Here is a 23,029-nt window from a genome sequence, read left to right on the forward strand (position 1 = left end):
CGCCTCAACCTGAAGATGCGAATGCCACCAACCCTTGACGAATAAGGCTTCACTACCTCGGCGTTGATGACAAACGGGTGACCGGGCTGTGCACGCCCGGCCACCCTGCTCCTGTGTCAGGAGTGTCGGTTGGGTTCTTCGCGGTTGTCCAACCGTTCCTGAAGCCAGTCCAGGACCTCGCTTTCGACCCATCCCACTCTGTTCGAGCCCAGCTGTACCCTTCTTGGGAATAAGCCTGCTTTTTCCAGTCGTGCGATGTGTTGCGGCGAATACAGAACCAACTCCTTCAGCTGGCGTTTTGAAAGTAACCTCATCACGATGTCTCCATGATTGAAGAGCATCGCGATGCCCTAGGGTTGACAAAAGCCCAGGCCAGATGAGGTTAGGTCGGTCGAGCTAGCGCTCCAAGCCGGAAACGAGATTAGAGCTGCCTCACATTGCCACACCTAAGGTGCGAATGGTCGCAATTGGATCAAGCTTGACGCCTGCGCCTATCTGATCAATCGTAGGTCTTAGGCGGGCGTTTTTGGGGTGAGGACTCGAACCTTTCAACCAAAATTGGTCCCCGGGTATCAGTGTGGGTACTGGAGAATTATCGAACTGAGGTAATTCTTTATGATCAATATCATACAGAGACAAATACGGTCCTCTCCTGGCACCATTTCTTCCCTGAAATGAAACACGAAATCACCCGCCTGCCAACGGGTGGGATGTCGCGCGCTCATACCGCGCTTTTCGCACCGCACAGTTGCCGACAAGACGCGTGATTCCTTTATTTCCTTGGGCACCCCCCCCCTTCGCGGTAGACTGACCGTCGGGCTTTGCCCGGTAGTTAAGTAAGTGGGTGTGGAAGTGGAACGCGTGACGCCGATCGACGAGATGATCGAGTATGCGCTGGAAGAGCTAATGGCGGGGGATGACGGTCGGCGGCGAGGATTGGTCAGGCACATGTGCCTGAAATTCCCCTCGGAACCGGCCCTGTCGCTGGTCTTTGCCTTGACCTCGGCTGGCGCGATGATCGAGGACAACCTGGTGCGCGATGGCGAGTCCGGGGATATTGCTCCTCTGGCCTACAAGCTGGCAGCGGTCCTGGCAGGCGACATCTATGCCGTGGAAAGCATGGGGCACCAACCCGCACGCACCCGCGACCTTCTGCATTTCTGGCGGCGAGTGGACGACTATTTCCTGGAGCTGTGAGGGCGCGCCCTCAGACCATGCGAATCACATCCTTGTCGATCGACAGCATGTAGCCGCGCCGGGCGATGGTTTTGACCAGAAGCTCAGACATCATCTGATTGCCCAGCGCATCGCGCAGGCGCTTGATCCGCGTGGCCCCGGCGGCCTCTTCACAATCGCTGGCATCGCGACCGGACACCACCGCCTCCAACTCGGCACCGGACAGAACCTCGTCGTCCATGCGCGCCTCGGCGAGGACGGACAGGGTTTCGATCGCGGCTTCGGTCAGCGTGAACTCCATGTTGTTCAGATAGACCGTGCGTTCCTCACGCGAGATCAGCAGCGAGTTGACCTGAATGCCCGCGCGCTCGATCTCACCCATGCGGCGGTTGAGGCCAATGATGGTGGTCAGAAACACCAGCGCGGCCACCAGAAGTGCGGTGGAGAACACCAGCAGCACGAAGATCACCACCCGGTAGCTGGTCAGCGTATCGGCAAATGCCGTTCCGCTTTGGGCCAGGATCTCAAGCAGCTTGATCTCGGCCCCCGAGGTCAGGTCATCATTCTCGATGAAGATTTGTTCAACCCGCATGTTGAAGGCATTCGCATCCGGCAGGTTGATGAACAGCAGAACCGCAGCCCCCAGCAGAATGGCGACGATCACCGCCATGCCGACGGGCACGACTCGCCCACCGGACAAGGCGGGCATGCGGCGGGTTTCAGAAGCGAAGGAAGTAGGCTCCGGCACTGTCTTTCCTCTGGTTCAATCCGTTTGCATCAAAAATGCCCAGCACGTTCAGCAGGGTCCAGCCATCGCGGCCAATCCGCCCGGCGATCTGTCGGGCGGCGGCCTGTTTCGATCCGCAGGCCGTGTCCGGAAGCTCGATCACACCGTAGTGCAGTTTCAGTGGGTTGTCGCGCTTGGCCTTGTAGTCGGCATAGCATCCCGCCTCTGCGGGCAGGGCCAAGGCAGCCATCAGGCCAAGGGAAAGGAGTGCATGTTTCATCATGGTGTGATCCTGCGCATCGATGCCGAGTTATTCAATAACAAAAGGGGGTTCGGCGCGTTGTTATGCCATGACAAGCGGCCGATATTGTGTGGCAGAGCCCCCTGACCCCATCGTTGTCTCATCCCGAATGCATGACCCCATGCCCCAACAGGAGAAACGACAATGATGACCCCGTTTGCCCGCCTCGCCACCGCCCTGACCCTGAGCCTGGGCATTGTTCTGAGCCCGATCAGCACCGCCCCCGCCCGCGCCAACGACAATACGGACGCCTGGGTTGCCGCCCTTCTGGGCCTGGCCATTGTCGGTGCGATCATTGATGACAAAAACGACCGCCGCCGCGACCGTGATGTGCATCGCCCAGATCGCTGGGATCGCAAGGCCCTGCCCGGCCGCTGCCTGAAGCGGTTCGAAACCCGTGACGGTACGAAACGCTTCTGGGGCGCGCGCTGCCTTGAACGCCACTATGCCCGCGCTCACCGCCTGCCGGCCCGTTGCGAGGTGACCATCAAGACCCGCAACCGTCACGGTGACCGCGTGCGCCGCGATGTGTTCAAGCCGCGCTGCCTGCGTCGTGAAGGCTACACCGTTGCCGGTCGCCGCTGACAGAGGCACCTGACCACACCGGCGCGGTGCGTATCCCCAATAACCTGGCCGCGCCTTCCGGCCCCCGCGTGAGAGTGGCATGCGGGGGTCGACCTGGCGGGAGGGCATGGCCTCCCGCCTTTTTTCTTGCCCCCCGTCCGGTGATGCGCGACACGAAAGCATGGACAAACAGACCCCCGATTTCAGTTTCGAGCAGGCCGCGATGATGCGCGGCTTTTCCCGTATCGCCGGTGTGGACGAGGTGGGCCGCGGTCCGCTGGCGGGCCCGGTGACCGCCGCCGCCGTCATCCTGGACCCCAACCGCATCCCGCCCGGGCTGAACGATTCCAAGAAACTGACCGCGAAACGGCGCGAGGCGCTTTACGAACAGATCCTCGACATGGCCGAAGTCTCGATCGCCCATGCCACAGTCGAAGAGATCGACGAAATCAACATCCTGCGCGCCTCACACCTGGCGATGGAACGCGCGGTGGCCGGCCTTGAAACCCCACCCGACCACGTGCTGATCGACGGCAACCAGGTGCCGCGCGGCCTGACTGTTTCCACCGAGACGATCGTCAAGGGCGATGCGCGCTCATTGTCGATCTCGGCGGCCTCAATTGTGGCCAAAATATGTCGAGATTATGTCATGGTGGATTTGGCGCAACAGCACCCCGGATACGCATGGGAAAAAAACGCCGGATACGGAACCAAAGCGCATATGGAAGGGCTTCGAAATCTTGGGGTGACCCCACACCATAGACGTTCGTTCAAACCCATCCACAATATCTTGTATCAAGAGTAAATCGTAACCCGTTGATTCAAAAAAGAATTTGACGGCGAATCCCTCCTGACTCATTCTGGACCCACCAAAACGAGTGCGAATGCACCGATCCCCAGAGCGTGAAAACACGCCGGTACAATGAGGCAGAAATGACGACGAAAACCAAAACAAAAGCGGCTCTCGAGCTGCCCCTGAACCAGATTCTGGATGGTGACTGCATCGAACGGATGAACAGTCTGCCGGAGAACTCCGTCGATCTGATTTTTGCCGATCCGCCCTATAATCTGCAGCTGAAAGGCGAGCTGCACCGCCCGGACAATTCCAAAGTCGACGCGGTCGACAATGACTGGGACCAGTTCGACAGCTTCCGCGTCTATGACGAGTTCACCCGCGCCTGGCTGAAAGCCGCGCGCCGCATCCTGAAACCCAACGGTGCAATCTGGGTCATCGGGTCCTATCACAACGTGTTCCGCATGGGCGCCGAGCTGCAGAATCAGGGCTACTGGATCCTGAACGACGTGGTCTGGCGCAAGTCGAACCCGATGCCGAACTTCCGCGGCAAGCGCTTTACCAACGCCCACGAAACCCTGATCTGGGCCTCGAAGGGCGAAGGCGCCAAATACACGTTCAACTACGAAGCGCTGAAGGCGCTGAACGAAGGCGTGCAGATGCGTTCCGACTGGGTCATTCCGATCTGCACTGGGCACGAGCGTCTGAAGGACGAAAACGGCGACAAGGCGCATCCGACCCAGAAACCCGAGGCCCTGCTGCACCGCGTTCTGGTCGGCTGCACCAACCCCGGTGACGTGATCCTGGACCCGTTCTTCGGCACCGGCACCACCGGCGCGGTCGCCAAGATGCTGGGACGCGATTTCATCGGCATCGAGCGTGAAGAGGCCTACCGCAAGGTGGCCGAGAAGCGGATTTCCAAGATCCGCAAGTTCGACAAGGAAGCCCTGACCACCACGCCGTCGAAACGCGCTGAACCGCGTGTGCCCTTCGGCCAGCTGGTGGAACGCGGCATGTTGCGCCCGGGCGAAATGCTGGTCAGCCCCCGTGGCAAGACCGCCAAGGTGCGCGCCGATGGCACGCTGATCTCGGACGATGTGCGCGGTTCGATCCACCAGGTGGGCGCGGCGCTGGAAAGTGCGCCCAGCTGCAACGGCTGGACCTATTGGCACTTCAAGCAGGACGGCAAACGCGTGCCGATCGACGTGCTGCGTCAGCAGATCCGCGCCGAGATGAACTGACCCAACGGGTCCATCCAGACAGAATTGGCAGGGGGGCGTAAGACCCCCCGCAACAGAGGTACCGCCAGTGCCTGTGGCCCATCCACGGCACTATCTCACTGACCCCGCCCTTGTGGCGGGGTTTTTTTTGGCCTCTATAAGGGGCATGACCCCGGTGCTCTATTCCTTCCGCCGCTGCCCCTACGCGATCCGCGCCCGGCTGGCCCTGGCCAGCGCTGGGGTAACGGTCGAGCTGCGTGAGGTGGTGTTGCGAGACAAGCCCCCAGCCTTCTTGGAGGCTTCGCCAAGCGCGACGGTGCCTTGCCTGGTGGCGGGCGAGGTGCTGGATGAAAGCCTGGACATCATGCTCTGGGCCTTGGCGCAAAACGATCCTGAGGGGTTGTTGGCTGAGCCCGCACCGGAGCTGATTGCCGAGTTTGACGGGCCGTTCAAACGTGTGCTGGACCTGACGAAATATGCGGTGCGCTATCCGGACAGCGACCCGGAACAAACCCGTGCCGAGGCGATGGAGGTGCTGGGCACGCTGGAGGTTCAGCTCTCCGGCGGCTGGCTGTTCGGAGGCCGACCCCACCTGCCCGACCTCGCCATCCTGCCCTTCGTCCGGCAATTCGCAATGATCGACAAGCCGCGCTTCGATACCGAGGCGACTCCGCGTGTTTCAGCATGGTTAGAGACATTCTTGGCCTCCGACCGCCTGGCGAAAGTCATGCAGAAACGCCCAGCCTGGCAGTCGGGCGATGCGCCGGTGTTTTGGCCTAGCGAATGACCGGAGGCGGCAGGGTGCCCGCCTTGTAGGGCGCCCAGTCGGTGATCTCGGGGTAATACATGCCGCGCCATTTGCGCACGCGCTTGTTCATGACCCGTCGCCACAGGGGCGGGATCATCGCCGCCACCGTCATCACCGGATAGCCATAGGGCAGCTGCGGTGCTTCGTGATCCGGGTAGGTCTGCAAAAGCGGAAAACGCCGCGCGGGCTTGTAGTGATGATCCGAATGGCGCTGCAGATTGATCAGAAGCCAGTTCGACGCCATTTGGTCCGAATTCCAGCTGTGATGCGGCCGCACGGGTTCGTATTTGCCCTCGCCCAGATGTTTGCGGGTCAGGCCGTAGTGTTCGACGTAGTTGGTCAGCTCCAACTGCCAGATCGCGATAAACGCCTGCCAGATGAACAGGGCCAGCCCCAGCCAGCCTCCGAAGATCACCGCCAGAATCACCGCCACCATCTGCAAGGCGCCATAACGCCAGAACGGGTTGGCAGCGTCGAGCGGGCTGAGGTCGCGTCGCGCCAGCATCGCCTTTTCCGCCCGCCAGGCCGACCCCGGCCCGGTGCGCAGCACGCGGAAGAAATAGCGGTGAAACCCCTCGTTATAGCGCGCGGTCACCCCGTCGCGGGTGGTGCCGACATGGGGGTGGTGGACCAAGAGGTGCTCGGTGCGAAAATGGCTGTAGAGCACGGTGGCCAGCAACAGGTCCGCCAGCCAACGTTCGAACCGGTTGGATTGGTGCATCAGCTCATGGCTGTAAACGATACCCACCGCCCCGGTCAGCACGCCGACGCCGAAGAAGACGCCGAATTTTTCCCACAGTTCCAGATGCCCGGCCCGGGTCACATACCAGAGCGTCGAATAGATCAGCACAACCTGGATCGGCAGCCAGATCCAGGTGATCAGCCGATACCAGAACAGGTCCTTCTCAGGCGTTTCCGTGTCCGGGTTCTGGGTATTGCGGCCAAGCGTCGCGTCCAGGATCGCATAGAGCCACCAGGTGCCCATCGGCGGCAACAGCAGAAACCAGCCACCTTGCGTGGCGGCCAGCCAGACCGTGGGCAACAGCGACAGCGACAGAGCAAAGGGCAGGGCGCTGGACAGTTTCGAAACTTTGGACGCGGGAACCATGACGGACCTCTCTTGTACCCCCGGCGAGTGCCTTACAGGAAAATCCCTTTGATCTCAATGCGACACAGGGGGCGACAGGGTAGACCGCGCCAGGTCAAAGGCCTTGCGCATCACCGTGGGCAGATCACTGGGCCGCACATGCTGAAAGGCACCGCGTTCAGGTTCGGCGTCCTGAGGCAATTCCGCCACGCGAACGGCCAGACGCAGATGGAAATGAGTAAACGTATGGCGCACCTCGGCCCCCGGGTCGCGCCAGTCGGCGGCAATGGGTGGGTCTTCGCTGGGATCATCGCCCCACTCCGCCCCGGGCCAGCCCAGCATCCCCCCCAGCAAACCCTTGTCAGGGCGACGTTCGACCAGCCATGCGCCATCCTCCCGCCGGGCAAGATAGGCGATGCCATAACGGGTGGGTTTCGGCGTCTTAGGCGTCTTCTTTGGCAAACTCGCCTGCACCCCGCCTTCGCGGGCCAAACAGTCTCTATTCCACGGGCAAATGCCACAGGCTGGGTTCTTCGGGGTGCAGATCGTGGCACCCAAATCCATCACCGCCTGGGCGTAGTCTCCGGGCCGCTCAGCCGGAGTCAGATCGGCGGCCAGGGTGGTCAGCTCCGGCTTCGCCGTGGGCAGCGGCGTTTCCACCCGAAACAGCCGCGCCATCACCCGTTCAACATTGCCATCAACCACGGTTTCGGCCCGATCGAAAGCAATCGCCGAGATCGCGGCAGAGGTATAGGGACCGATGCCCGGCAGCTCCATCAACCCTGCGCGCGTGTCGGGAAAGCCCCCGCGCGCCGTAACCTCGCGGGCGCATTTGAGCAGATTACGGGCCCGAGCGTAGTAACCCAGCCCGGCCCATTCCCCCATAACGCGTGCGTCCTCAGCCGTGGCCAGATCCTGCACCGTGGGCCAGAGGGTCAGAAAGCGGGTGAAATAGTCCTTCACCGCGGCCACGGTGGTCTGCTGCAACATGACCTCGGACAGCCAGACGGCATAGGGATCCGGCACCACGCCCACCGCACGATCGGCGGGGGAAACGCGCCACGGCAGAACCCGCGCGTGGCGGTCATACCAGGCCAACAAATCCGCCGAAGACGGGGGCGCCTTGCCATCACGCATTTGTTTTTACCCTTCTGCCGATTGTTATGGCATAGCGCCGCCGGACCCCTAGAATAGCGGCCATGAGCAAGGACGCCAGACATAGTGCGAAACGGGGCGCAAAGGAGCCCCAGAAAAAGCCTGAACGCCGCATGCGCGGGTTCGAACGCACGGCCTCGCTGCTGACGTCGCGGATTCGCAAGGTTGGCGAAAGCCGTGGCTTTGCCGTGTCGCGCCTGCTGACTCATTGGGCCGAGATTGTTGGCGATGCGACCGCCAGCATCGCCCGGCCCGTGGATGTGAAATACGGGCGTGAAGGCTTCGGTGCCACGCTGACCGTGCTGACCACCGGGGCCCAGGCGCCGATGCTGGAGATGCAGAAGGAACAGCTGCGCGAAAAGGTCAACGCGGTCTACGGCTATGCCGCCATCGCCCGCGTACGCATTACCCAAACCGCGCCCACCGGCTTTGCCGAGGGGCAGGCGCAATTCACCCCGGCACCGAAGCCGGAAAAACAGATGACCCCGCAGGTCAAGGAAAAGGCGGCCGAGACCGCTGCGCCGGTGCAGGACGATAGTCTGCGCGACGCCCTTGAAAGGCTGGGACAGAACATCCTATCTCGGCAGGACAACAGAAAAGGCTGAAACATGGACCGTCGTGCATTTACTCTTTCCCTGGGAGCGCTGGCCGCCGTTGGTGGTGGTGCCTACCTGATGACGCAAAAGGATGGCGCGCTGCCCGGGATTACCCCGGCGATGGCCGCGGATGGGGACGTGACCCCCGCTGCCGATATCGTGATGGGCGACCCGGATGCGCCGGTTACCGTGATCGAATACGCCTCCTACACCTGCCCGCATTGCGCCAACTTCCATGTCGACAGCGGCGCGCGGCTGAAAGCCGAATACGTTGATACCGGCAAGGTCAAGTTCATCCACCGCGAGGTCTATTTCGACCGCTACGGCCTCTGGGCCGGCATGATTGCGCGCTGCGGTGGTGACATACGGTATTACGGCATGAATGACCTGATCTATCGCGGCCAGCGCGACTGGATCGGCTCGGGCGATCCGGATGAAGTTCTGGAAAACCTCAAGGCGCTGGGCCGCACCGCCGGTATGAGCAATGATCAGATGGAGGCCTGCCTGAACGACCGCGCCATGGCCGAAAGCATGGTTGCCGCCTATCAGCAGAATGCCGCTGCGGACGAGATCAACGCCACCCCAACCCTGGTGATCGACGGCGAGAAACATTCGAACATGTCCTATGACGACCTGAAGGCGATCATCGACGCCAAGTTGGGCATGTAAATCAAGTTCTTTGGTGGGCGAGGCAGCGCCTTGCCCACCGGTTAGACCCTATTTCAGCCCAATCCGGCTGAACTCCGCCTCCAGCAGGCCCCAATCCGACAGTTCCAGACGCACCGGCACAGTCAGCACCTTTGGCCGGAAAGTTGCAGGCAGGCGCACCGCGTCCTTCTCCGTCGTGACCAGCTGTGCACCCATGGTGAACGCCTCCATCTCGAGCCGTTTCATCAAGGCCTCGGTCAGCGGTTGGTGATCGCCCAGCGCCTCGGCGCGACGCAGGTTCGCGCCCAAGCCACGCAGGGTGGCAAAGAACTTCTCAGGATGGCCGATTCCGGCAAAGGCCAGCACATCGAGCCCCTGCCAACCCATACCGGTCATTAGCGGTTCCAGGTGACCGGTGACATGCGGGCAGGGCGGGTTGATCCATGTGGCCGCAAAGCTTTTCTGCGCGCCATCCGGGCCAATCGACAGCAGCAAATCCGCACGAGTTAGTCCCACGTCTACCGGCTCACGCAGCGGCCCCGCCGGAATGCAGCGCCCGTTGCCAAAGCCTTTCGCCGCGTCCACCACGACAATGGACAGGTCCTTATCCACACCGGGGTTCTGGAACCCGTCATCCATCAGGATCGCCTGGGCACCTGCCGCCTCGGCAGCCTTGATCCCGGTAACCCGATCCTTCGCGACCCAGGTGGGCAGGAACGCGGCCAACAGCAAGGGTTCATCTCCGACCTGGTCAGCGGCGTGGATGCGCTCCTCAACCCGCAGCGGACCCTGTTCCGAGCCGCCGAACCCGCGCGAGACCGCGTGCACCGCAATGCCCATCGCGCTCAGCTTCTGAGCTAAGGCAATCACAGTCGGCGTCTTGCCCGTGCCGCCTGCGTTGATATTGCCCACGCAGATCACCGGCACCCCGGCACGATAGCCGCCGGCGCGAGCCAATCGGCACGCTGTTGCGGTGGAATAGAGCCTTCCGAGCGGCGCCAGCAGACGTGCCCGCCAGTCGGGGCGCGCAGGGTCGGTGAACCAGAACAAGGGGGCTCGCATATCAGACTCCTCGCCGATCCAGGTTGTCCAGAATCAACTCGCAGATCCGGTCGGTCACCTCGGCCCCGGCGGTCGAGACTTCCCAGGCCGCCGCAGCCATCGTGGCCGCGCGTTCGGGGGACAGGAGCGCTTCTAGCTCATCGCCCAGCGTCGTCGCGTCTCGCACCCGCCGCGCCGCGCCCGCTTCGGCCAGGCGATTGAACCGTTCACGAAACCGCGCCGGGTGCGGGCCGAACAGGATTGCCGAGCCCAAGGCCGCCGCCTCATGCGGGTTGCGCGGCGCCTGACCGTCAAAGGTCTGTCCCATCACGGTGACTGGCGCCAGCCGATACCACAGCCCAAGTTCCCCTGGCTGGTCTGCGACCAGGATCTGCACATCGGGCCCGGGCTCGTCATCCGCGCTGCGCAGGGCAACGCGCCAGCCATCTTCGCAGAGCCGCGCGGCCAGGCCCGGGCCGTCCGAAGGGCATTCGGGCACAAGGATCAGCAACAGGCGATGTGACCGACGCGAGGCCTGGCGGTGGGTGTCGATCACCACGGCCTCTTCGCCCGGGGCAACGCTAACCGCCAGCCAGACCGGGCGGGCGGCGAAGATAGCGGCAAGGTAGTCACGTTCGTTTTCCACATAAGGCAACGGTGCGCTACCCTCCTGCAGAAAGCCCGACAGTTCGACCTGGTCCGTGGTGGCGCCCAACCGGCGCAGGTTGCGCGCGCTCTGCTCATCCGCCGCCAGGATATGGTCAAAACACCGCAACAGCGCCTTGACCATCCCAGGCCGCCAACGCCATTTCTGGCTGGCCTCATCGGGCATGCGCCCGTCGATCATGACAATGGGCAAATCGGCCTCTGCCATGCCGGATAACAAGACCGGATGCAGTGCCCGATCCGCCCAAACCGCCAAATCCGGCTTCCAGTGGGTCAGGAAGACCTCGATCGCCTGTGGGACCTCATAGGGGGCGTACTGATGCAAGGCAGTTGCAGGCAGCAGGGCTTCCAGCTGGTGGTGCAGACTGAACCGTTCCGTGGTGACCAGCACATTCAGGTCCTCACGCTCCACCCCAAGGCGGGCGATCAGTTCCGGCAGGGCCATCGCCTCGCTTTCACCGCCTGCATGGAACCAGACCAATGGCCCGTCAGGGCGCGGTTGCGAGGACTCGCCCAGCCGCTCGCCCCCCCGTGCGGGGTCTTCATCCCCCGCCCGAGTACGGGTGACCAGACGCTGACGCGCCCAGGGCAGGCCACGCCTGCGCTGCTGGGTCAAGAGCAGCTGCAGCCCGGGCGCGAACCCCATGGGACGGTTCAGCTGCCCAGTTCCTCGGTCGGGGAGGCCTCGGCCTCTTCCTCGCGCAGGCGGTGCAGATGGGCGATGTAATAGCGCATATGCGCATTGTCGACGGTGCGCTGGGCGGCCGCCTTCCAGGCGTCATAGGCGCTGTCGTAATCCGGGAAGATCCCGACCACGTCGATCGCCTCGACATCCTTGAAGACATTCTTGGTGGGATCGACGAGCTCGCCGCCGAAAACCAGGTGCAGACGCTGGGCCATAGCTGTCCCTTTCTTGACTGTTCAGGCGCAACTTATGCGATGGACGCGCGGGTTGAAAGGTCAGAAGGGCCAGTCGCCCCGGCCCAGCGCGGTGAGCGCGGCAATGATCCGGTCGAAACTGTCCCGGGCGCGGGTCACGGAGGTGCGGCCGCGCAAGTAGCCATGGGTCAAGCCGGGCTCCTCAATGCAATGGGCCTTGCCTCCAGCGGCCTTGATCCGGTCCGCGTAGGCCTGGGCATCATCCGCGAGCGGGTCACATTCCGCTGCAATAGCGACTGTTCTGGGCAGGCCGACAAAATCCGTGTCGCGCAGCGGGGCCGCCGTCGGATCCTGCAGATCGCTTTCGCGAATGGCCATGTAGTAGATGATTTCGTCCCGCGTCAGCATCGGCGCGTTTGCGTGGGAGAGGTAGGAGCCCGCATCGTGATCCCCGCCCAGACCGGGATAGATCAACACCTGTCCGGCGAAGGCCAGCTTGCCCCGCAGGGCATGCGCCGTGGCGGCGGCAAGGTTCCCACCCGCGCTGTCGCCACACAAAAGCAAGGTGCCGGGCCAGGTCTGCGCCGCATATGTCGTGGCCGCGATGGCATCATCAAAGGCGGCGGGGTGTTTGTGTTCGGGGCTCAGGCGATAGTCCACGGCCAACACGCGGATCCCGGTGCACGCGCAAATCTCGGCGCAGACGTCGTCGTGGCTATCGAGGCTGCCAACTACGAAACCACCCCCGTGGAAGAAGACCACGGTCGTATCTGTTTCGCCCACTTCGTAAAGGCGGCAGGGCACGCCGGAACAGTCTCTATCCCGGCAGGAAACACCATCGGGACGGGGTTGGCGGAAGGCCTCGCACATCTGATCGTAGACACGACGCTGGTCCGCGATGGACATGTCGGTGGCGTCGGGCGGATAGAACTCCGCCGTGCGGTTGATGAAGGCCCAGGTCTCGGCGTCGATCAGCGTGTCGTAATCCATGGCGGCCAAGCTAGGCCGGGTTCTGCCCCGCCGCAAGCCTGCGTGCAGACAGATAGCTGGCCCCGGCCATTGCCGCCGCCGTGCCCAGGCACAGGGGCAGCCCGCCGGTCTGAAAGCTGAGCCCGGACAGAAGCGTGCCAATGAGCCGCCCCGCCGCGTTGGACATGTAGTAAAACCCCACATCCATGGTGACCCGTTCGTGCGAGGTAAAGGCCAGGATCAGGTAGCTGTGCACCGAACTGTTCACGGCAAAGACGAAGCCGAAGACAAGCAGCCCGGCAACCAGCACCGGCGTGAGCCACGGGCCGGGGAAGAGCGACAGCAGGGCGAGTGTACCAATCACCAAGGTCAGCAGCCCCACCCAGGTGGTCGCGGCATGGGTCATTTCGCCCTCTGGCCGGGTGGCGGCCCGCAGCAGCTTCGGCGCCCAGGCCTGCACGGCGCCATAGGCGATGATCCAGACCGCCATGAAACTGCCGATCATGAAAAAGGCCGCGCGGTTGCCCTCATGCGAGCCATCGGACAGCACGCCGTAGAAATATACGGGCACGCCGACCACGAACCAGACATCGCGCGCGCCGAACAAGAACATGCGGGCCAGCGACAGGCGGTTGATATTGGCGTCCTTGGACCAGACCTGGCTGAATTTGGCGGATTTGGAGCCTTTCGGCAGGCCCGATGGCATGAACAGTGCCACCGCGATCAGGATCACGATCAACACTGCCGCCATGCCGACCACGGAAGTGGTAAAGCCCCAGAGTGCCAGCAAAGCGGCACCAAGAAGGAAGCCCAGGCCCTTCACCGCGTTCTTCGATCCGGTCAGTACGGCGACCCATTTGAACAGCCCGCCCTGGCCGCTGGGGGCCAGTAGTTTGACCGCGGATTTCGACGACATCTTGGCCAGGTCCTTGGCAATGCCGGACAGGCCCTGCACCACCATCACATAGACGACCGAGAACGCCACGGCCCATTCCGGCGCAAGCTGCGACAGCGCCGCCAGGGCCACAATCTGCAGGGATAGACCCGCATAGAGCGTCGTGGTCAGGCCAAACCGTGCGGCAATCCAGCCCGCGCTCAGGTTGGTGACCACGCCCATGAATTCATAAAGCAGGAACAACCAGGCGAGCGTGAACGCGCTGAACCCCAGCGTGTGAAAATGCAGCAGAACCAACATGCGCAGCGCACCGTCGGTCAGCATGAAGGCCCAGTAAGCCGCCGTGACGGCAATATAGGCCGACAGGCCCTCGGGCTTCTGCGCAGCCCGGGTCACAGGTCCGCCGCCACCATGCGGGTCACGTCCGCCAGGCGGCAGGTATAGCCCCATTCATTGTCATACCAGGCATAGACCTTCAGCTGCGTGCCGTTCACCACCATGGTCGACAGCGCGTCGATGATCGAGCTGCGCGGATCATGGGTGTAGTCGGTCGAGACCAGCGGGCGTTCCTCGTAGCCCAGAATGCCCTTCAGCTCGCCCTCGGCCGCTTCCTTGAACAGAGCATTGATCTCTTCGACTGTGGTTTCTCGCTCCAGCTCGAACACCATGTCGGTCAGGGAGGCGTTCAGCAGCGGCACCCGCACGGCGTGGCCGTTCAGCTTGCCGGTGAGTTCCGGGAAGATCTGGGTGATCGCCTTGGCGGATCCGGTCGTCGTCGGGATCAGAGAGTTCAGCGCCGAGCGCGCCCGGCGCAGGTCCTTGTGCGGCTTGTCGACGATGGTCTGGGTGTTGGTCACATCGTGGATCGTGGTCATGGAGCCGTGCTTGATGCCCAATTTCTCATGCACCACCTTGACCACCGGTGCCAGGCAGTTGGTGGTGCAGGAGGCCCCAGTCACCACGTTCTGACCAGTATAGACATGCTGGTTCACACCGTAGGCGATGTTCGCGGCATCCGCTTCCTTGACCGGGGCGGAAACCACCACCTTCTTCACCCCGGCGGCAAAATAGGGCGCCAGCTTCGCATTGGTCTTGAAGGCGCCGGTGCAGTCGATCACCAGATCCACGCCCAGATCGGCCAGCGGCAGTTCCTCGATCGACCAGACGTTGGTCAGGCGCATCTGCTGGCCGTTCACGGTGACACTGTCGTCATCATGGCTGATCTCGGCATCCCAGCGGCCGTGCACCGTGTCGAACTCGAACAGGTGAGCATGCATATGCGCATCGCCGACCGGCTCGTTGATCAGCACGATCTCTCCCGGCAGCCCGGTATCATGCAGCGCGCGCAGAACGAGTTTGCCGATGCGGCCAAGGCCATTGATGGCGATACGGGTCATGGGGTCTCTCCGGGTCTGGTCAGTCAGGGCGGCTTAGGCCCCACGTGTAACCGTTTTGTGACAATCCCGATCACCTTGCACAAGCCCGCGCGCAATGCCAGTTTGCGCCCAGCGCAACAGGGGGTCTTCATGGCACAGCATCCGTTCTCGAAATTCGTCGCCATTCTGGGTCGCGGCAAGACCAAGCAGCGGCACCTGACGGTCGAGGAAAGCCGCGAAGCGATGGAGATGCTGCTGGCTGGCGAGACCCATCCGGAACAGGTCGGGGCCTTTTTGATGCTTCTGCGCCTGAAAGAAGAAAGCCCGTCGGAGATCGCCGGTTTCGCCATGGGATCGAAGGCACGGTTCGACCTGCCTGACGACCTGCCCGAGGTTGACCTGGACTGGTCGTCCTATGCGGGCAAGCGGGTGCAGCTGCCCTACTATATCCTGTCCGCCCTGGCACTGGTCGGTGCGGGCTATCGCGTTTTCATGCACGGGACCGAGGGCCACACGCCAGGCCGCGTCTACACCCGTGAGGTTCTGGAGCATCTGGGCATTCCGGTCTGCGCCTCCTTCGATGAGGCGGCCCAAAATATCCGCGCCACCGGCTTTGCCTATGTGCCGCTGGAGGTGCTATCGGAACGGCTGCGCGAATTGATCAACCTGCGCCCAATCCTTGGGCTGCGCAGCCCGGTACATAGTTTCACCCGCATGCTGAACCCGTTCCACGCCAAGGCCTCGATCCTCGGCATCTTCCATCGCGGCTTCATGGACATCCACGCTGGCGCGGCGCAGTTGATGGACGAACCGGCCATGTCGGTGTTCCGTGGCGATGGTGGCGAGGCCGAACGACGCCCCAACAAACCAACGCAAGTCTGGACCACGCGGGGCACCTCTGAGCCCGAAGTCGAAACCTGGCCCGCCCTTCTGGACGACGGTCACGCGCCCAAGGATGAGGAGATGGATATCGCCCGCCTGGGGACGATTTGGGATGGAACAGAGACGAATGACTACGCCACCCGCGCCATTACCGGCACCATGGCGATTGCGCTCAAGACCATGGGCAAGGCCGCCAGTATCGACGCCGCACAGGCCCTGGCCGACGAAATCTGGCGCACCCGCGACACAGGCCGGACCCCGGGCGCACGCTAGGCGGGAAATCGCGCATTCGCCGCAACGCGTCGTGTGTTTGTTAGCGCAAGCAACTAGGCTCCAATGTTTCAATATCAGGAGCCTACAATGACGCTTTCACGCCGCACCTTCCTGGCCAGCACAGCCGGTGCTTCGCTGACCCTTCTGCACCCCTATTCCGCAAATGCGGCTTCCAACCAGGCGCATCTGCGCATCATGGAAACCACCGACCTCCACGTGCATGTCTTCCCCTATGATTATTACGCCGACAAGCCGCGCGACACGGTGGGCCTGTCCCGTACTGCGTCGATTGTCGAAAGCATCCGCGCCGAAGCCACCAACAGCTTGCTGGTGGACAATGGCGACTTCCTGCAAGGCAACCCGATGGGTGATTACATTGCCTATGAACGGGGCATGAAGGAGGGCGACGAGCATCCGGTCATCCAGGCAATGAACGTGCTTGGCTTCGATGCCTCCACCCTGGGCAATCACGAGTTCAACTACGGGCTCGATTTCCTGATGAAGGCGCTCGCGCGTGCTAATTTCCCGGTGGTCTGCGCCAATATCGCCAAGACCATGGGGTCCGGGCCGCGCGGGGATGACACCCTGCTGAAACCCTATGTCATCCTGGATCGCACCGTGACCGACGGGGCAGGCCATTCCCATCCGATCAAGGTCGGAATCATCGGCTTCGTGCCGCCGCAGGTCATGAACTGGGACCGCCGCCATCTGGAAGGCAATGTACAGGCACGCGACATTATCGAGACTGCTGAAGCCTGGGTGCCGCAGATGCGCGAGGAAGGCGCGGATATCGTGATCGCGCTCAGCCATTCGGGCATCGGCTCCGCCCAGCACAGCGACGGGATGGAGAACGCGAGCGTCCCGCTGGCCCAGGTGCCGGGCATCGACGCGCTGATGACCGGTCACAGCCACCTGGTTTTCCCGTCGCCCACCTATGCGGATTTCGCCGGTGTGGACGCGGAAAAAGGCACTATTCATGGCAAACCTGCCGTCATGGGCGGGTTCTGGGGGTCGCACTTGGGGGTGATCGACCTGATGCTGGAACGCGACGGCAACGCATGGCGCGTGGTTTCGTCTGCGTCAGAGGCACGACCGATCTCCAAACGCAACGAGGATCGTTCGATCACCGCTCTGGTCGGCGACCATAAACCGGTGCTGGACGCGGTGGCCAAGGAACACGACGAGACGCTCGCCTATGTGCGCCGCGCCGTGGGCAAGACTGCCGCGCCGCTGCACAGCTATTTCGCGCTGGTGGCGGATGACCCCTCGGTTCAGATCGTCTCGATCGCACAGAAATGGTATGTCGAACAGATGCTGCAGGGCACCGAACATGCGGGCCTACCGATCCTGTCGGCCGCCGCACCGTTCAAGGCCGGGGGCCGGGGTGGGCCGGAGTATTTCACCGACGTGCCCGCCGGTGACGTCGCGATCAAGAACGTGGCCGACCTGTATCTCTACCCCAACACCGTGCGCGCCGTGCGTATCTCGGGCGCCGAGCTGAAGGGCTGGCTGGAACGCTCTGCGGGCATGTTCAACCAGGTCACGCCGGGTCAGGCCGACCAGGTCCTGCTGAACCCGTCCTTCCCCAGCTACAACTTCGATGTGATCGACGGGGTGACCTATCAGATCGACCTCAGCCAACCGTCGCGTTTTGGTCCGAAGGGCGAGCTGGAGAACCCCGACGCGACCCGCATCGTCGATCTGATGTACGACGGCAAGCCGGTCACCGATGACATGGAGTTCATCATTGCCACCAACAACTACCGCGCAGGCGGCGGTGGCAGCTTCCCGGGCACCGGCGGTGAGACAACGGTGCTGGAGGCCCCCGACACCAACCGCGATGTCATCGTGCGCTTTATCGTCGAACAGGGTACGATCAACCCCTCAGCCGATGCGAACTGGAGCTTCAAGCCCCTGCCCGGCACCACCGTGCTGTTCGACACCGGTCCGAAGGCCGCGGATTACATCGGGGACGTCAAAGGTGTGACGATCGAACCTGCCGGCGATGGCCCGGATGGTTTCGCCCGGTTCCGTATCAGCCTGTAAAACAAGGCCCCCACGAATGGCCCCGCCCTTACCCGGCGGGGCCATTTGACAAGTCCCGTGAAATTCGGACAGTTTGGGGAAAACCACGGGGAGCCGAGACGCGCGTGAACATCGATGAACTCAGTGCCACTGCCGAGCAGGCCAGTGACCTTTTGCGTATTCTGTCCAACCAGAAACGCCTTTTGATCCTGTGCAAGCTGGTCGAGGGGGAGAAATCCGTTTCCCAGCTGCAAGAAGAAACCGGGCTGGGCCAGTCCACCGTCAGTCAACAGCTGGCAAAACTGCGCGGCGAAAAGCTCGTTTCGGCCCGCAGACAGGCGCAATCGGTCTTCTACACCTTCTCATCGCCCGAGGCCTTGGCGGTGATAGAGACGCTCTATCGCGTCTATTGCGCCGAAGACTGTTGATCTGGACCTAGTGACGCCCAGATCTGGACCTACCGTCCGGTGCCCGTGACTGATTGTCTCAAGCTCCGACAATCCCATGCGCAATGGACCCCCGAATGAGCAAGGCCAGCCAGTTCGACCTTAACACCTCGCCGCCCGTTTCCGACGAGGTGCGCAAGACCACGTGCTACATGTGCGCCTGCCGCTGCGGCATCAACGTGCATATGAAGGACGGGCAGGTCGCCTATATCGAGGGCAACCGCGATCACCCGGTGAACAAGGGGGTGCTCTGCGGCAAAGGCTCGTCCGGGATCATGCAGCACTACGCGCCTTCGCGCCTGCGCGCGCCGCTGAAACGCGTTGGTCCGCGCGGATCGGGTGAATTTGAAGAGATCTCCTGGGACGAGGCGCTGGATATCGCCGCGGGTTGGCTGGAGCCGCTGCGCAAGAAAGACCCGTCCAAGCTGGCGTTCTTTACCGGGCGCGACCAATCGCAAAGCTTTACCTCCTGGTTCGCCCAGGCCTATGGCACGCCGAACTACGCGGCCCATGGCGGGTTCTGCTCCGTGAACATGGCCGCTGCGGGCATCTACACCATGGGCGGGGCGTTCTGGGAGTTCGGCCAGCCCGACTGGGACCGCACCAAGCTGTTCATGCTGTTTGGCGTGGCCGAGGATCACGATTCGAACCCGATCAAGATCGGACTGGGCAAGCTCAAGGAGCGCGGCGCCAAGGTGATCGGCGTGAACCCGATCCGGTCGGGCTATAACGCCATCGCAGACGAATGGGTCGGCATTACCCCCGGCACCGACGGGTTGTTCATCCTCGCCCTGGTGCATGAACTGATGGCGGCGGGCAAGGTCGATCTGAACTACCTCTGCCGCTATACCAACGCCGGGTTCATCGTGAACGAAGAGCCGAATTCGCCGGAACAGGGTCTGTTTTTGCGCGGCAAGAGCGGCAAGCCCCAGGTCCTGGCCCGCGAGACCGGCAAGCTGATGGATTACGACTGCCCCGCGATCACGCCGGACCTGGCCGGGCAATTCGTCGAAGACGGCGTGACCCACCGTACCGTGTTCCAGCTGATGGCAGAACGTTATCTGGACCCGGCCTATTCCCCCGAGGCGGTCGAAGCGCGCACCGGCGTGCCCGCCACCCGCATCAAGTCGATCGCCGCCGAACTGGCCCGCGTCGCCTTCGAAGAAGAGATCGTGATCGACCAGCCCTGGACCGATTGGAAGGGGCAACGCCACGACAAGATGATCGGGCGCCCTGTGTCCTTCCATTCCATGCGCGGCATCTCGGCCCATTCGAACGGCTTCCAGACCTGCCGCGCGCTGCATGTGTTGCAGATCCTGCTGGGCTCGGTCGAAGTGCCCGGCGGGTTCCGCTTCAAACCGCCCTACCCCAAGCCGCCCGAGGCGCACCCGCGTCCGCACGCCGGCGTCACCCCCGGCCAGCCACTGGACGGGCCGCATCTGGGTTATCCGCTGGGGCCCGAGCATCTGCTGCTGGATGACGAAGGCAACGCCAAGCGCATCGACAAAGCCTTTACCTGGGAAAACCCGATGTCGGCCCATGGGCTGATGCATATGGTGATCTCGAACGCACATGCGGGGGATCCTTACAAGATCGACACGCTGTTCATGTACATGGCCAACATGGCCTGGAACTCGACCATGAACACCTCTGAGGTCATGCGCATGCTGACCGACAAGGGTGAAGACGGCGAATATGTCATCCCGCGCATCATCTACTCGGATGCCTATTCGTCCGAGATGGTGGCCTATGCCGACCTGATCCTGCCCGACACGACCTATTTGGAGCGGCACGATTGTATCTCGCTGCTCGACCGTCCGATTTGCGAGGCCGACGGCGCGGCCGATGCGATCCGCTGGCCGGTGGTCGAACCCGACCGCGACGTGCGAGGGTTCCAGACGGTTCTGCTGCAACTTGGCGCCAAGCTGGGCCTGCCCGGGTTCGTCTGCGAAGAAGGCTGGCCGAAATACCAGGATTACGCCGATTACATCGTGAACCACGAACGCCGTCCAGGCGTCGGCCCGCTGGCCGGATTCCGCGGCGAAGATGGCACCGGCGAGGGCCGAGGCGACCCTAACCCGGCCCAAATCGACCGATACATCGAAAACGGTGGCTTCTGGGTGTCGCATGTCCCGAACGAGGCCGCCTTTTACAAACCCTGGAACAAGGGCTACCAGGAATGGGCCGTCGAACGCGGGCTGTTCGATGCCGAGGCGCCTTATGTCTTCAACCTCTATGTCGAACCGATGCGCAAGTTCCAACTGGCCGCCGAGGGCCACGGCGCGGTGCAGCCGCCCGAGCATCTGCGCGAGCGGGTCCGGCGCACGATGGATCCGCTGCCGATCTGGTACGAGCCCTTCGAGGACGGCAATGTCGACACCGACGAATTCCCGATCCACGCCCTGACCCAGCGGCCGATGCACATGTATCACTCCTGGGGCACTCAGAACGCCTGGCTGAGGCAGATTACCGGCAAGAACAGGCTCTATCTGCCCACCAAGATCTGGGAAGCGCATGGGTTCGAGGATGGCGACTATGCCGTGGTCAGCTCCGCCCATGGCTCGATCACCGTGCCGGTCGCGCATCAGGCCGGGCTGAATGAAAACACCGTCTGGACCTGGAACGCCATCGGCAAACGCAAGGGCGCCTGGGCGTTGGACGAGGGCGCGTCGGAGGCGGGCGAGGGCTTCCTGCTGAACCACCTCATTCACGAGCTGCAGCCGCCCAAGGGCGATGGGCTCAGATGGGCGAATTCGGACCCGATCACCGGCCAGGCGGCCTGGTTCGACCTGCGCGTGAAAATCGAAAAAGCAGTGCCTAAACCTGCCGAATCCCAGCCCGCACACCCGCCGATCAAATCCCCTGTGGGCAAAGGCCCCGCCAAGGTCGCGAGGAAGATATGACCTGCCTGCCGTCGTCCACCCAGAAGAAGCTGGGGCTTGTCATCGACCTGGACACCTGCGTCGGCTGCCACGGCTGCGTGACCGCCTGCAAGGGCTGGAACACGCAGAACTACGGCGTGCCGCTGTCCGATCTGGACCCCTATGGCGCCGACCCGCAGGGCACCTTCCTGAACCGCGTGTTCAGCTATGAGGTGCAGCCGGAAGGAAAGCCCGCCCAGACCGTGCATTTCCCGAAATCCTGCCTGCATTGCGAGGACGCGCCCTGTGTGACCGTCTGCCCGACCGGCGCCAGCTACAAGCGGGAAGAGGACGGGATCGTCCTGGTGAACGAGGATCGCTGCATCGGTTGCGGCCTTTGCGCCTGGTCCTGTGCCTATGGCGCGCGCGAACTGGACCGGGATGCGGGCGTGATGAAGAAATGCACGCTCTGCGTGGACAGGATCTATAACGAGAACCTGCCCGAAGAAGATCGCGTGCCCGCTTGCGTGCGCACCTGCCCTGCCGGTGCGCGGCATTTCGGCGATCTGGGAGATCCGAGCTCGGACGTGTCGAAACTGGTCGCCGAACGGGGTGGCTTCGACCTGATGCCGGAACAGGGCACGAAGCCCGTGAACAAATACCTGCCGCCGCGGCCCAAGGATCAGATGGAGGTTCCCGCGTTGAAACCCGTGGCCACCGAAGCGAAAGGCTTCTTGGGATGGCTCGACAAGGCACTGGAGAAACTCTGATGCATCCGGCGCCTTCCGTCATCGTCTTCACCACCCTGTCGGGCCTCGGATTCGGGCTGTTCGCCTTCCTGGGGCTCGGTCTGCCAGATGTCTCCGGCTGGGTCGCCTTCGTCTTCTTCGCCGTGGCCTATGCACTGAGCTGCGCGGGGCTGGTGGCGTCGACCTTCCACCTGGGCAATCCGAAGAACGCGATCTACGCCTTTTCGCAGTGGCGCAGCTCCTGGCTATCGCGCGAGGGGGTGATGGCTGTGGCGACCTTGTTGACCTTCGGCCCGGTCGCTCTGGGCCGGGTGTTTCTGGACATGGAATTGACAGTTTTGGGTGGAATAGGCTCTGTTTTTGCCGTTCTGACCGTCTTCACCACCTCGATGATCTACACGCAGCTGAAAACCATCGCGCGTTGGCACATGTGGCTGACGCCGGTGCTGTTCCTGCTCTATGCCGCCGCCGGCGGGGCGCTTCTGGCGGGTCAGGCAAAACTGGCGGGCGTGTTGATCCTGGCCGTTACTGCCGCGCAGCTTGTGGTTTGGAAACAGGGCGATGAGCGGTCGACCACCGGGGATCTGGGCACTGCCACCGGGCTGGGCGAGATCGGCCAGGTCCGCCTGTTGGAAAGCGCCCATACCGCGCGCAATTATATCCTGGACGAGATGGCCTTTCAGGTCGGGCGCAAGCACGTCCAGAAACTGCGCGTGATCGCCACGATCTGCATCGGCGCCCTGCCCGCCTTGTTGCTGCTGGCCCTGCCCGCCGGGCATCTGACCGCACTGATCGCCGTGATCCTGCACGTCATCGGCGTGGCGGCGTCACGCTGGCTGTTCTTTGCCCAGGCCGAACACGTCGTCGCATCCTATTACGGACGTTGATCCCC

At 62.8% G+C, this 23,029-nt stretch carries 24 protein-coding genes; 13 read left to right on the top strand and 11 right to left on the bottom strand.

Going from position 1 to position 23,029, the window contains the following annotated elements; all coding sequences use genetic code 11:
* Positions 1 to 116 precede the first annotated feature (116 nt).
* Entirely contained in the window at positions 117 to 341 is a 225-nt protein-coding gene (locus ACO07D_RS06595) for a helix-turn-helix transcriptional regulator (RefSeq protein ID WP_421702167.1), read from the bottom strand.
* Between the two features lie 499 nt (positions 342 to 840).
* On the opposite strand from ACO07D_RS06595, the gene ACO07D_RS06600 reads away from it, so the two are divergent.
* Positions 841 to 1,197 carry a hypothetical protein gene (locus ACO07D_RS06600; RefSeq protein ID WP_421702168.1) on the top strand — a complete coding sequence of 119 codons (357 nt, stop codon included), beginning with the start codon at positions 841 to 843 and terminating at the stop codon, positions 1,195 to 1,197.
* Between the two features lie 10 nt (positions 1,198 to 1,207).
* Here ACO07D_RS06600 and ACO07D_RS06605 read toward each other — a convergent pair whose 3' ends face one another.
* Positions 1,208 to 1,885 (bottom strand): winged helix-turn-helix domain-containing protein, encoded by a 678-nt coding sequence (locus tag ACO07D_RS06605; RefSeq protein WP_421702169.1) that lies wholly within the window; start codon positions 1,883 to 1,885, stop codon positions 1,208 to 1,210.
* Between the two features lie 10 nt (positions 1,886 to 1,895).
* A complete protein-coding gene (locus tag ACO07D_RS06610; protein WP_421705000.1) occupies positions 1,896 to 2,183 on the bottom strand; it encodes a hypothetical protein in 288 nt (95 codons plus the stop codon).
* Between the two features lie 165 nt (positions 2,184 to 2,348).
* Here ACO07D_RS06610 and ACO07D_RS06615 point away from each other — a divergent pair, with 165 nt between their 5' ends.
* The 4 genes from ACO07D_RS06615 (at position 2,349) to ACO07D_RS06630 (ending at position 5,568) form a co-directional block, all read left to right on the top strand.
* Complete coding sequence (locus ACO07D_RS06615; RefSeq protein ID WP_421702170.1) at positions 2,349 to 2,789, top strand: hypothetical protein; 441 nt, start codon at positions 2,349 to 2,351, stop codon at positions 2,787 to 2,789.
* Between the two features lie 160 nt (positions 2,790 to 2,949).
* The gene (locus ACO07D_RS06620; protein ID WP_421702171.1) at positions 2,950 to 3,573 is read left to right on the top strand and encodes a ribonuclease HII; all 624 of its coding nucleotides are present in this window, start codon (positions 2,950 to 2,952) and stop codon (positions 3,571 to 3,573) included.
* Positions 3,574 to 3,701: 128 nt separating this feature from the next.
* Positions 3,702 to 4,802 carry a site-specific DNA-methyltransferase gene (locus tag ACO07D_RS06625; RefSeq protein WP_421702172.1) on the top strand — a complete coding sequence of 367 codons (1,101 nt, stop codon included), beginning with the start codon at positions 3,702 to 3,704 and terminating at the stop codon, positions 4,800 to 4,802.
* 145 nt (positions 4,803 to 4,947) lie between these two features.
* Complete coding sequence (locus ACO07D_RS06630) at positions 4,948 to 5,568, top strand: glutathione S-transferase (RefSeq protein ID WP_421702173.1); 621 nt, start codon at positions 4,948 to 4,950, stop codon at positions 5,566 to 5,568.
* Here the strand turns inward: ACO07D_RS06630 and ACO07D_RS06635 are convergent.
* Positions 5,558 to 6,697: an alkane 1-monooxygenase gene (locus ACO07D_RS06635; protein ID WP_421702174.1), complete on the bottom strand. Its 1,140-nt coding sequence runs from the start codon at positions 6,695 to 6,697 to the stop codon at positions 5,558 to 5,560. The genes ACO07D_RS06630 and ACO07D_RS06635 overlap by 11 nt on opposite strands.
* 54 nt (positions 6,698 to 6,751) lie before the next feature.
* Positions 6,752 to 7,813, bottom strand: a complete 1,062-nt coding sequence (locus ACO07D_RS06640) for an A/G-specific adenine glycosylase (protein WP_421702175.1) — start codon at positions 7,811 to 7,813, stop codon at positions 6,752 to 6,754.
* A gap of 131 nt (positions 7,814 to 7,944) precedes the next feature.
* Here ACO07D_RS06640 and ACO07D_RS06645 point away from each other — a divergent pair, with 131 nt between their 5' ends.
* Together ACO07D_RS06645 and ACO07D_RS06650 are read left to right on the top strand one after the other, a co-directional pair.
* Entirely contained in the window at positions 7,945 to 8,436 is a 492-nt protein-coding gene (locus tag ACO07D_RS06645; protein ID WP_421705001.1) for a DUF721 domain-containing protein, read from the top strand.
* A gap of 3 nt (positions 8,437 to 8,439) precedes the next feature.
* Positions 8,440 to 9,096 (top strand): DsbA family protein, encoded by a 657-nt coding sequence (locus ACO07D_RS06650; RefSeq protein WP_421702176.1) that lies wholly within the window; start codon positions 8,440 to 8,442, stop codon positions 9,094 to 9,096.
* A 48-nt stretch (positions 9,097 to 9,144) separates the two neighbouring features.
* Here ACO07D_RS06650 and lpxK read toward each other — a convergent pair whose 3' ends face one another.
* Genes lpxK through ACO07D_RS06680 form a run of 6 tightly spaced genes read right to left on the bottom strand, consistent with a single transcriptional unit; the run spans position 9,145 to position 14,922 of the window.
* Positions 9,145 to 10,137 (bottom strand): tetraacyldisaccharide 4'-kinase, encoded by a 993-nt coding sequence (gene lpxK, locus ACO07D_RS06655; protein ID WP_421702177.1) that lies wholly within the window; start codon positions 10,135 to 10,137, stop codon positions 9,145 to 9,147.
* A 1-nt stretch (position 10,138) separates the two neighbouring features.
* Positions 10,139 to 11,428, bottom strand: coding sequence for a 3-deoxy-D-manno-octulosonic acid transferase (locus ACO07D_RS06660; protein ID WP_421702178.1), 1,290 nt, complete (start codon positions 11,426 to 11,428; stop codon positions 10,139 to 10,141).
* 8 nt (positions 11,429 to 11,436) lie between these two features.
* The gene (locus ACO07D_RS06665) at positions 11,437 to 11,682 is read right to left on the bottom strand and encodes a DUF4170 domain-containing protein (RefSeq protein WP_421702179.1); all 246 of its coding nucleotides are present in this window, start codon (positions 11,680 to 11,682) and stop codon (positions 11,437 to 11,439) included.
* A 60-nt stretch (positions 11,683 to 11,742) separates the two neighbouring features.
* Entirely contained in the window at positions 11,743 to 12,651 is a 909-nt protein-coding gene (locus tag ACO07D_RS06670) for an alpha/beta hydrolase (protein WP_421702180.1), read from the bottom strand.
* A 10-nt stretch (positions 12,652 to 12,661) separates the two neighbouring features.
* Positions 12,662 to 13,921, bottom strand: coding sequence for an organoarsenical effux MFS transporter ArsJ (gene arsJ / locus ACO07D_RS06675; RefSeq protein WP_421705002.1), 1,260 nt, complete (start codon positions 13,919 to 13,921; stop codon positions 12,662 to 12,664).
* Complete coding sequence (locus tag ACO07D_RS06680; protein WP_421702181.1) at positions 13,918 to 14,922, bottom strand: ArsJ-associated glyceraldehyde-3-phosphate dehydrogenase; 1,005 nt, start codon at positions 14,920 to 14,922, stop codon at positions 13,918 to 13,920. The genes arsJ and ACO07D_RS06680 overlap by 4 nt, the downstream gene beginning before the upstream one ends.
* A gap of 129 nt (positions 14,923 to 15,051) precedes the next feature.
* On the opposite strand from ACO07D_RS06680, the gene ACO07D_RS06685 reads away from it, so the two are divergent.
* From ACO07D_RS06685 to ACO07D_RS06710, 6 genes are all read left to right on the top strand, one after another.
* Positions 15,052 to 16,056, top strand: a complete 1,005-nt coding sequence (locus tag ACO07D_RS06685; RefSeq protein ID WP_421702182.1) for a glycosyl transferase family protein — start codon at positions 15,052 to 15,054, stop codon at positions 16,054 to 16,056.
* Positions 16,057 to 16,143: 87 nt separating this feature from the next.
* Entirely contained in the window at positions 16,144 to 18,102 is a 1,959-nt protein-coding gene (locus ACO07D_RS06690; RefSeq protein ID WP_421702183.1) for a bifunctional 2',3'-cyclic-nucleotide 2'-phosphodiesterase/3'-nucleotidase, read from the top strand.
* Positions 18,103 to 18,206: 104 nt separating this feature from the next.
* Positions 18,207 to 18,509 (top strand): ArsR/SmtB family transcription factor, encoded by a 303-nt coding sequence (locus ACO07D_RS06695; protein ID WP_421702184.1) that lies wholly within the window; start codon positions 18,207 to 18,209, stop codon positions 18,507 to 18,509.
* 95 nt (positions 18,510 to 18,604) lie between these two features.
* Positions 18,605 to 21,430 carry a molybdopterin oxidoreductase family protein gene (locus ACO07D_RS06700; protein ID WP_421702185.1) on the top strand — a complete coding sequence of 942 codons (2,826 nt, stop codon included), beginning with the start codon at positions 18,605 to 18,607 and terminating at the stop codon, positions 21,428 to 21,430.
* A complete protein-coding gene (locus tag ACO07D_RS06705; protein ID WP_421702186.1) occupies positions 21,427 to 22,158 on the top strand; it encodes a 4Fe-4S dicluster domain-containing protein in 732 nt (243 codons plus the stop codon). The genes ACO07D_RS06700 and ACO07D_RS06705 overlap by 4 nt, the downstream gene beginning before the upstream one ends.
* Positions 22,158 to 23,024, top strand: a complete 867-nt coding sequence (locus ACO07D_RS06710; RefSeq protein WP_421702187.1) for a dimethyl sulfoxide reductase anchor subunit family protein — start codon at positions 22,158 to 22,160, stop codon at positions 23,022 to 23,024. The genes ACO07D_RS06705 and ACO07D_RS06710 overlap by 1 nt, the downstream gene beginning before the upstream one ends.
* Positions 23,025 to 23,029 lie beyond the last annotated feature (5 nt).

Source organism: Aliiroseovarius sp. (assembly GCF_965228805.1).
Classification (GTDB): Bacteria; Pseudomonadota; Alphaproteobacteria; order Rhodobacterales; family Rhodobacteraceae; genus JASBTN01.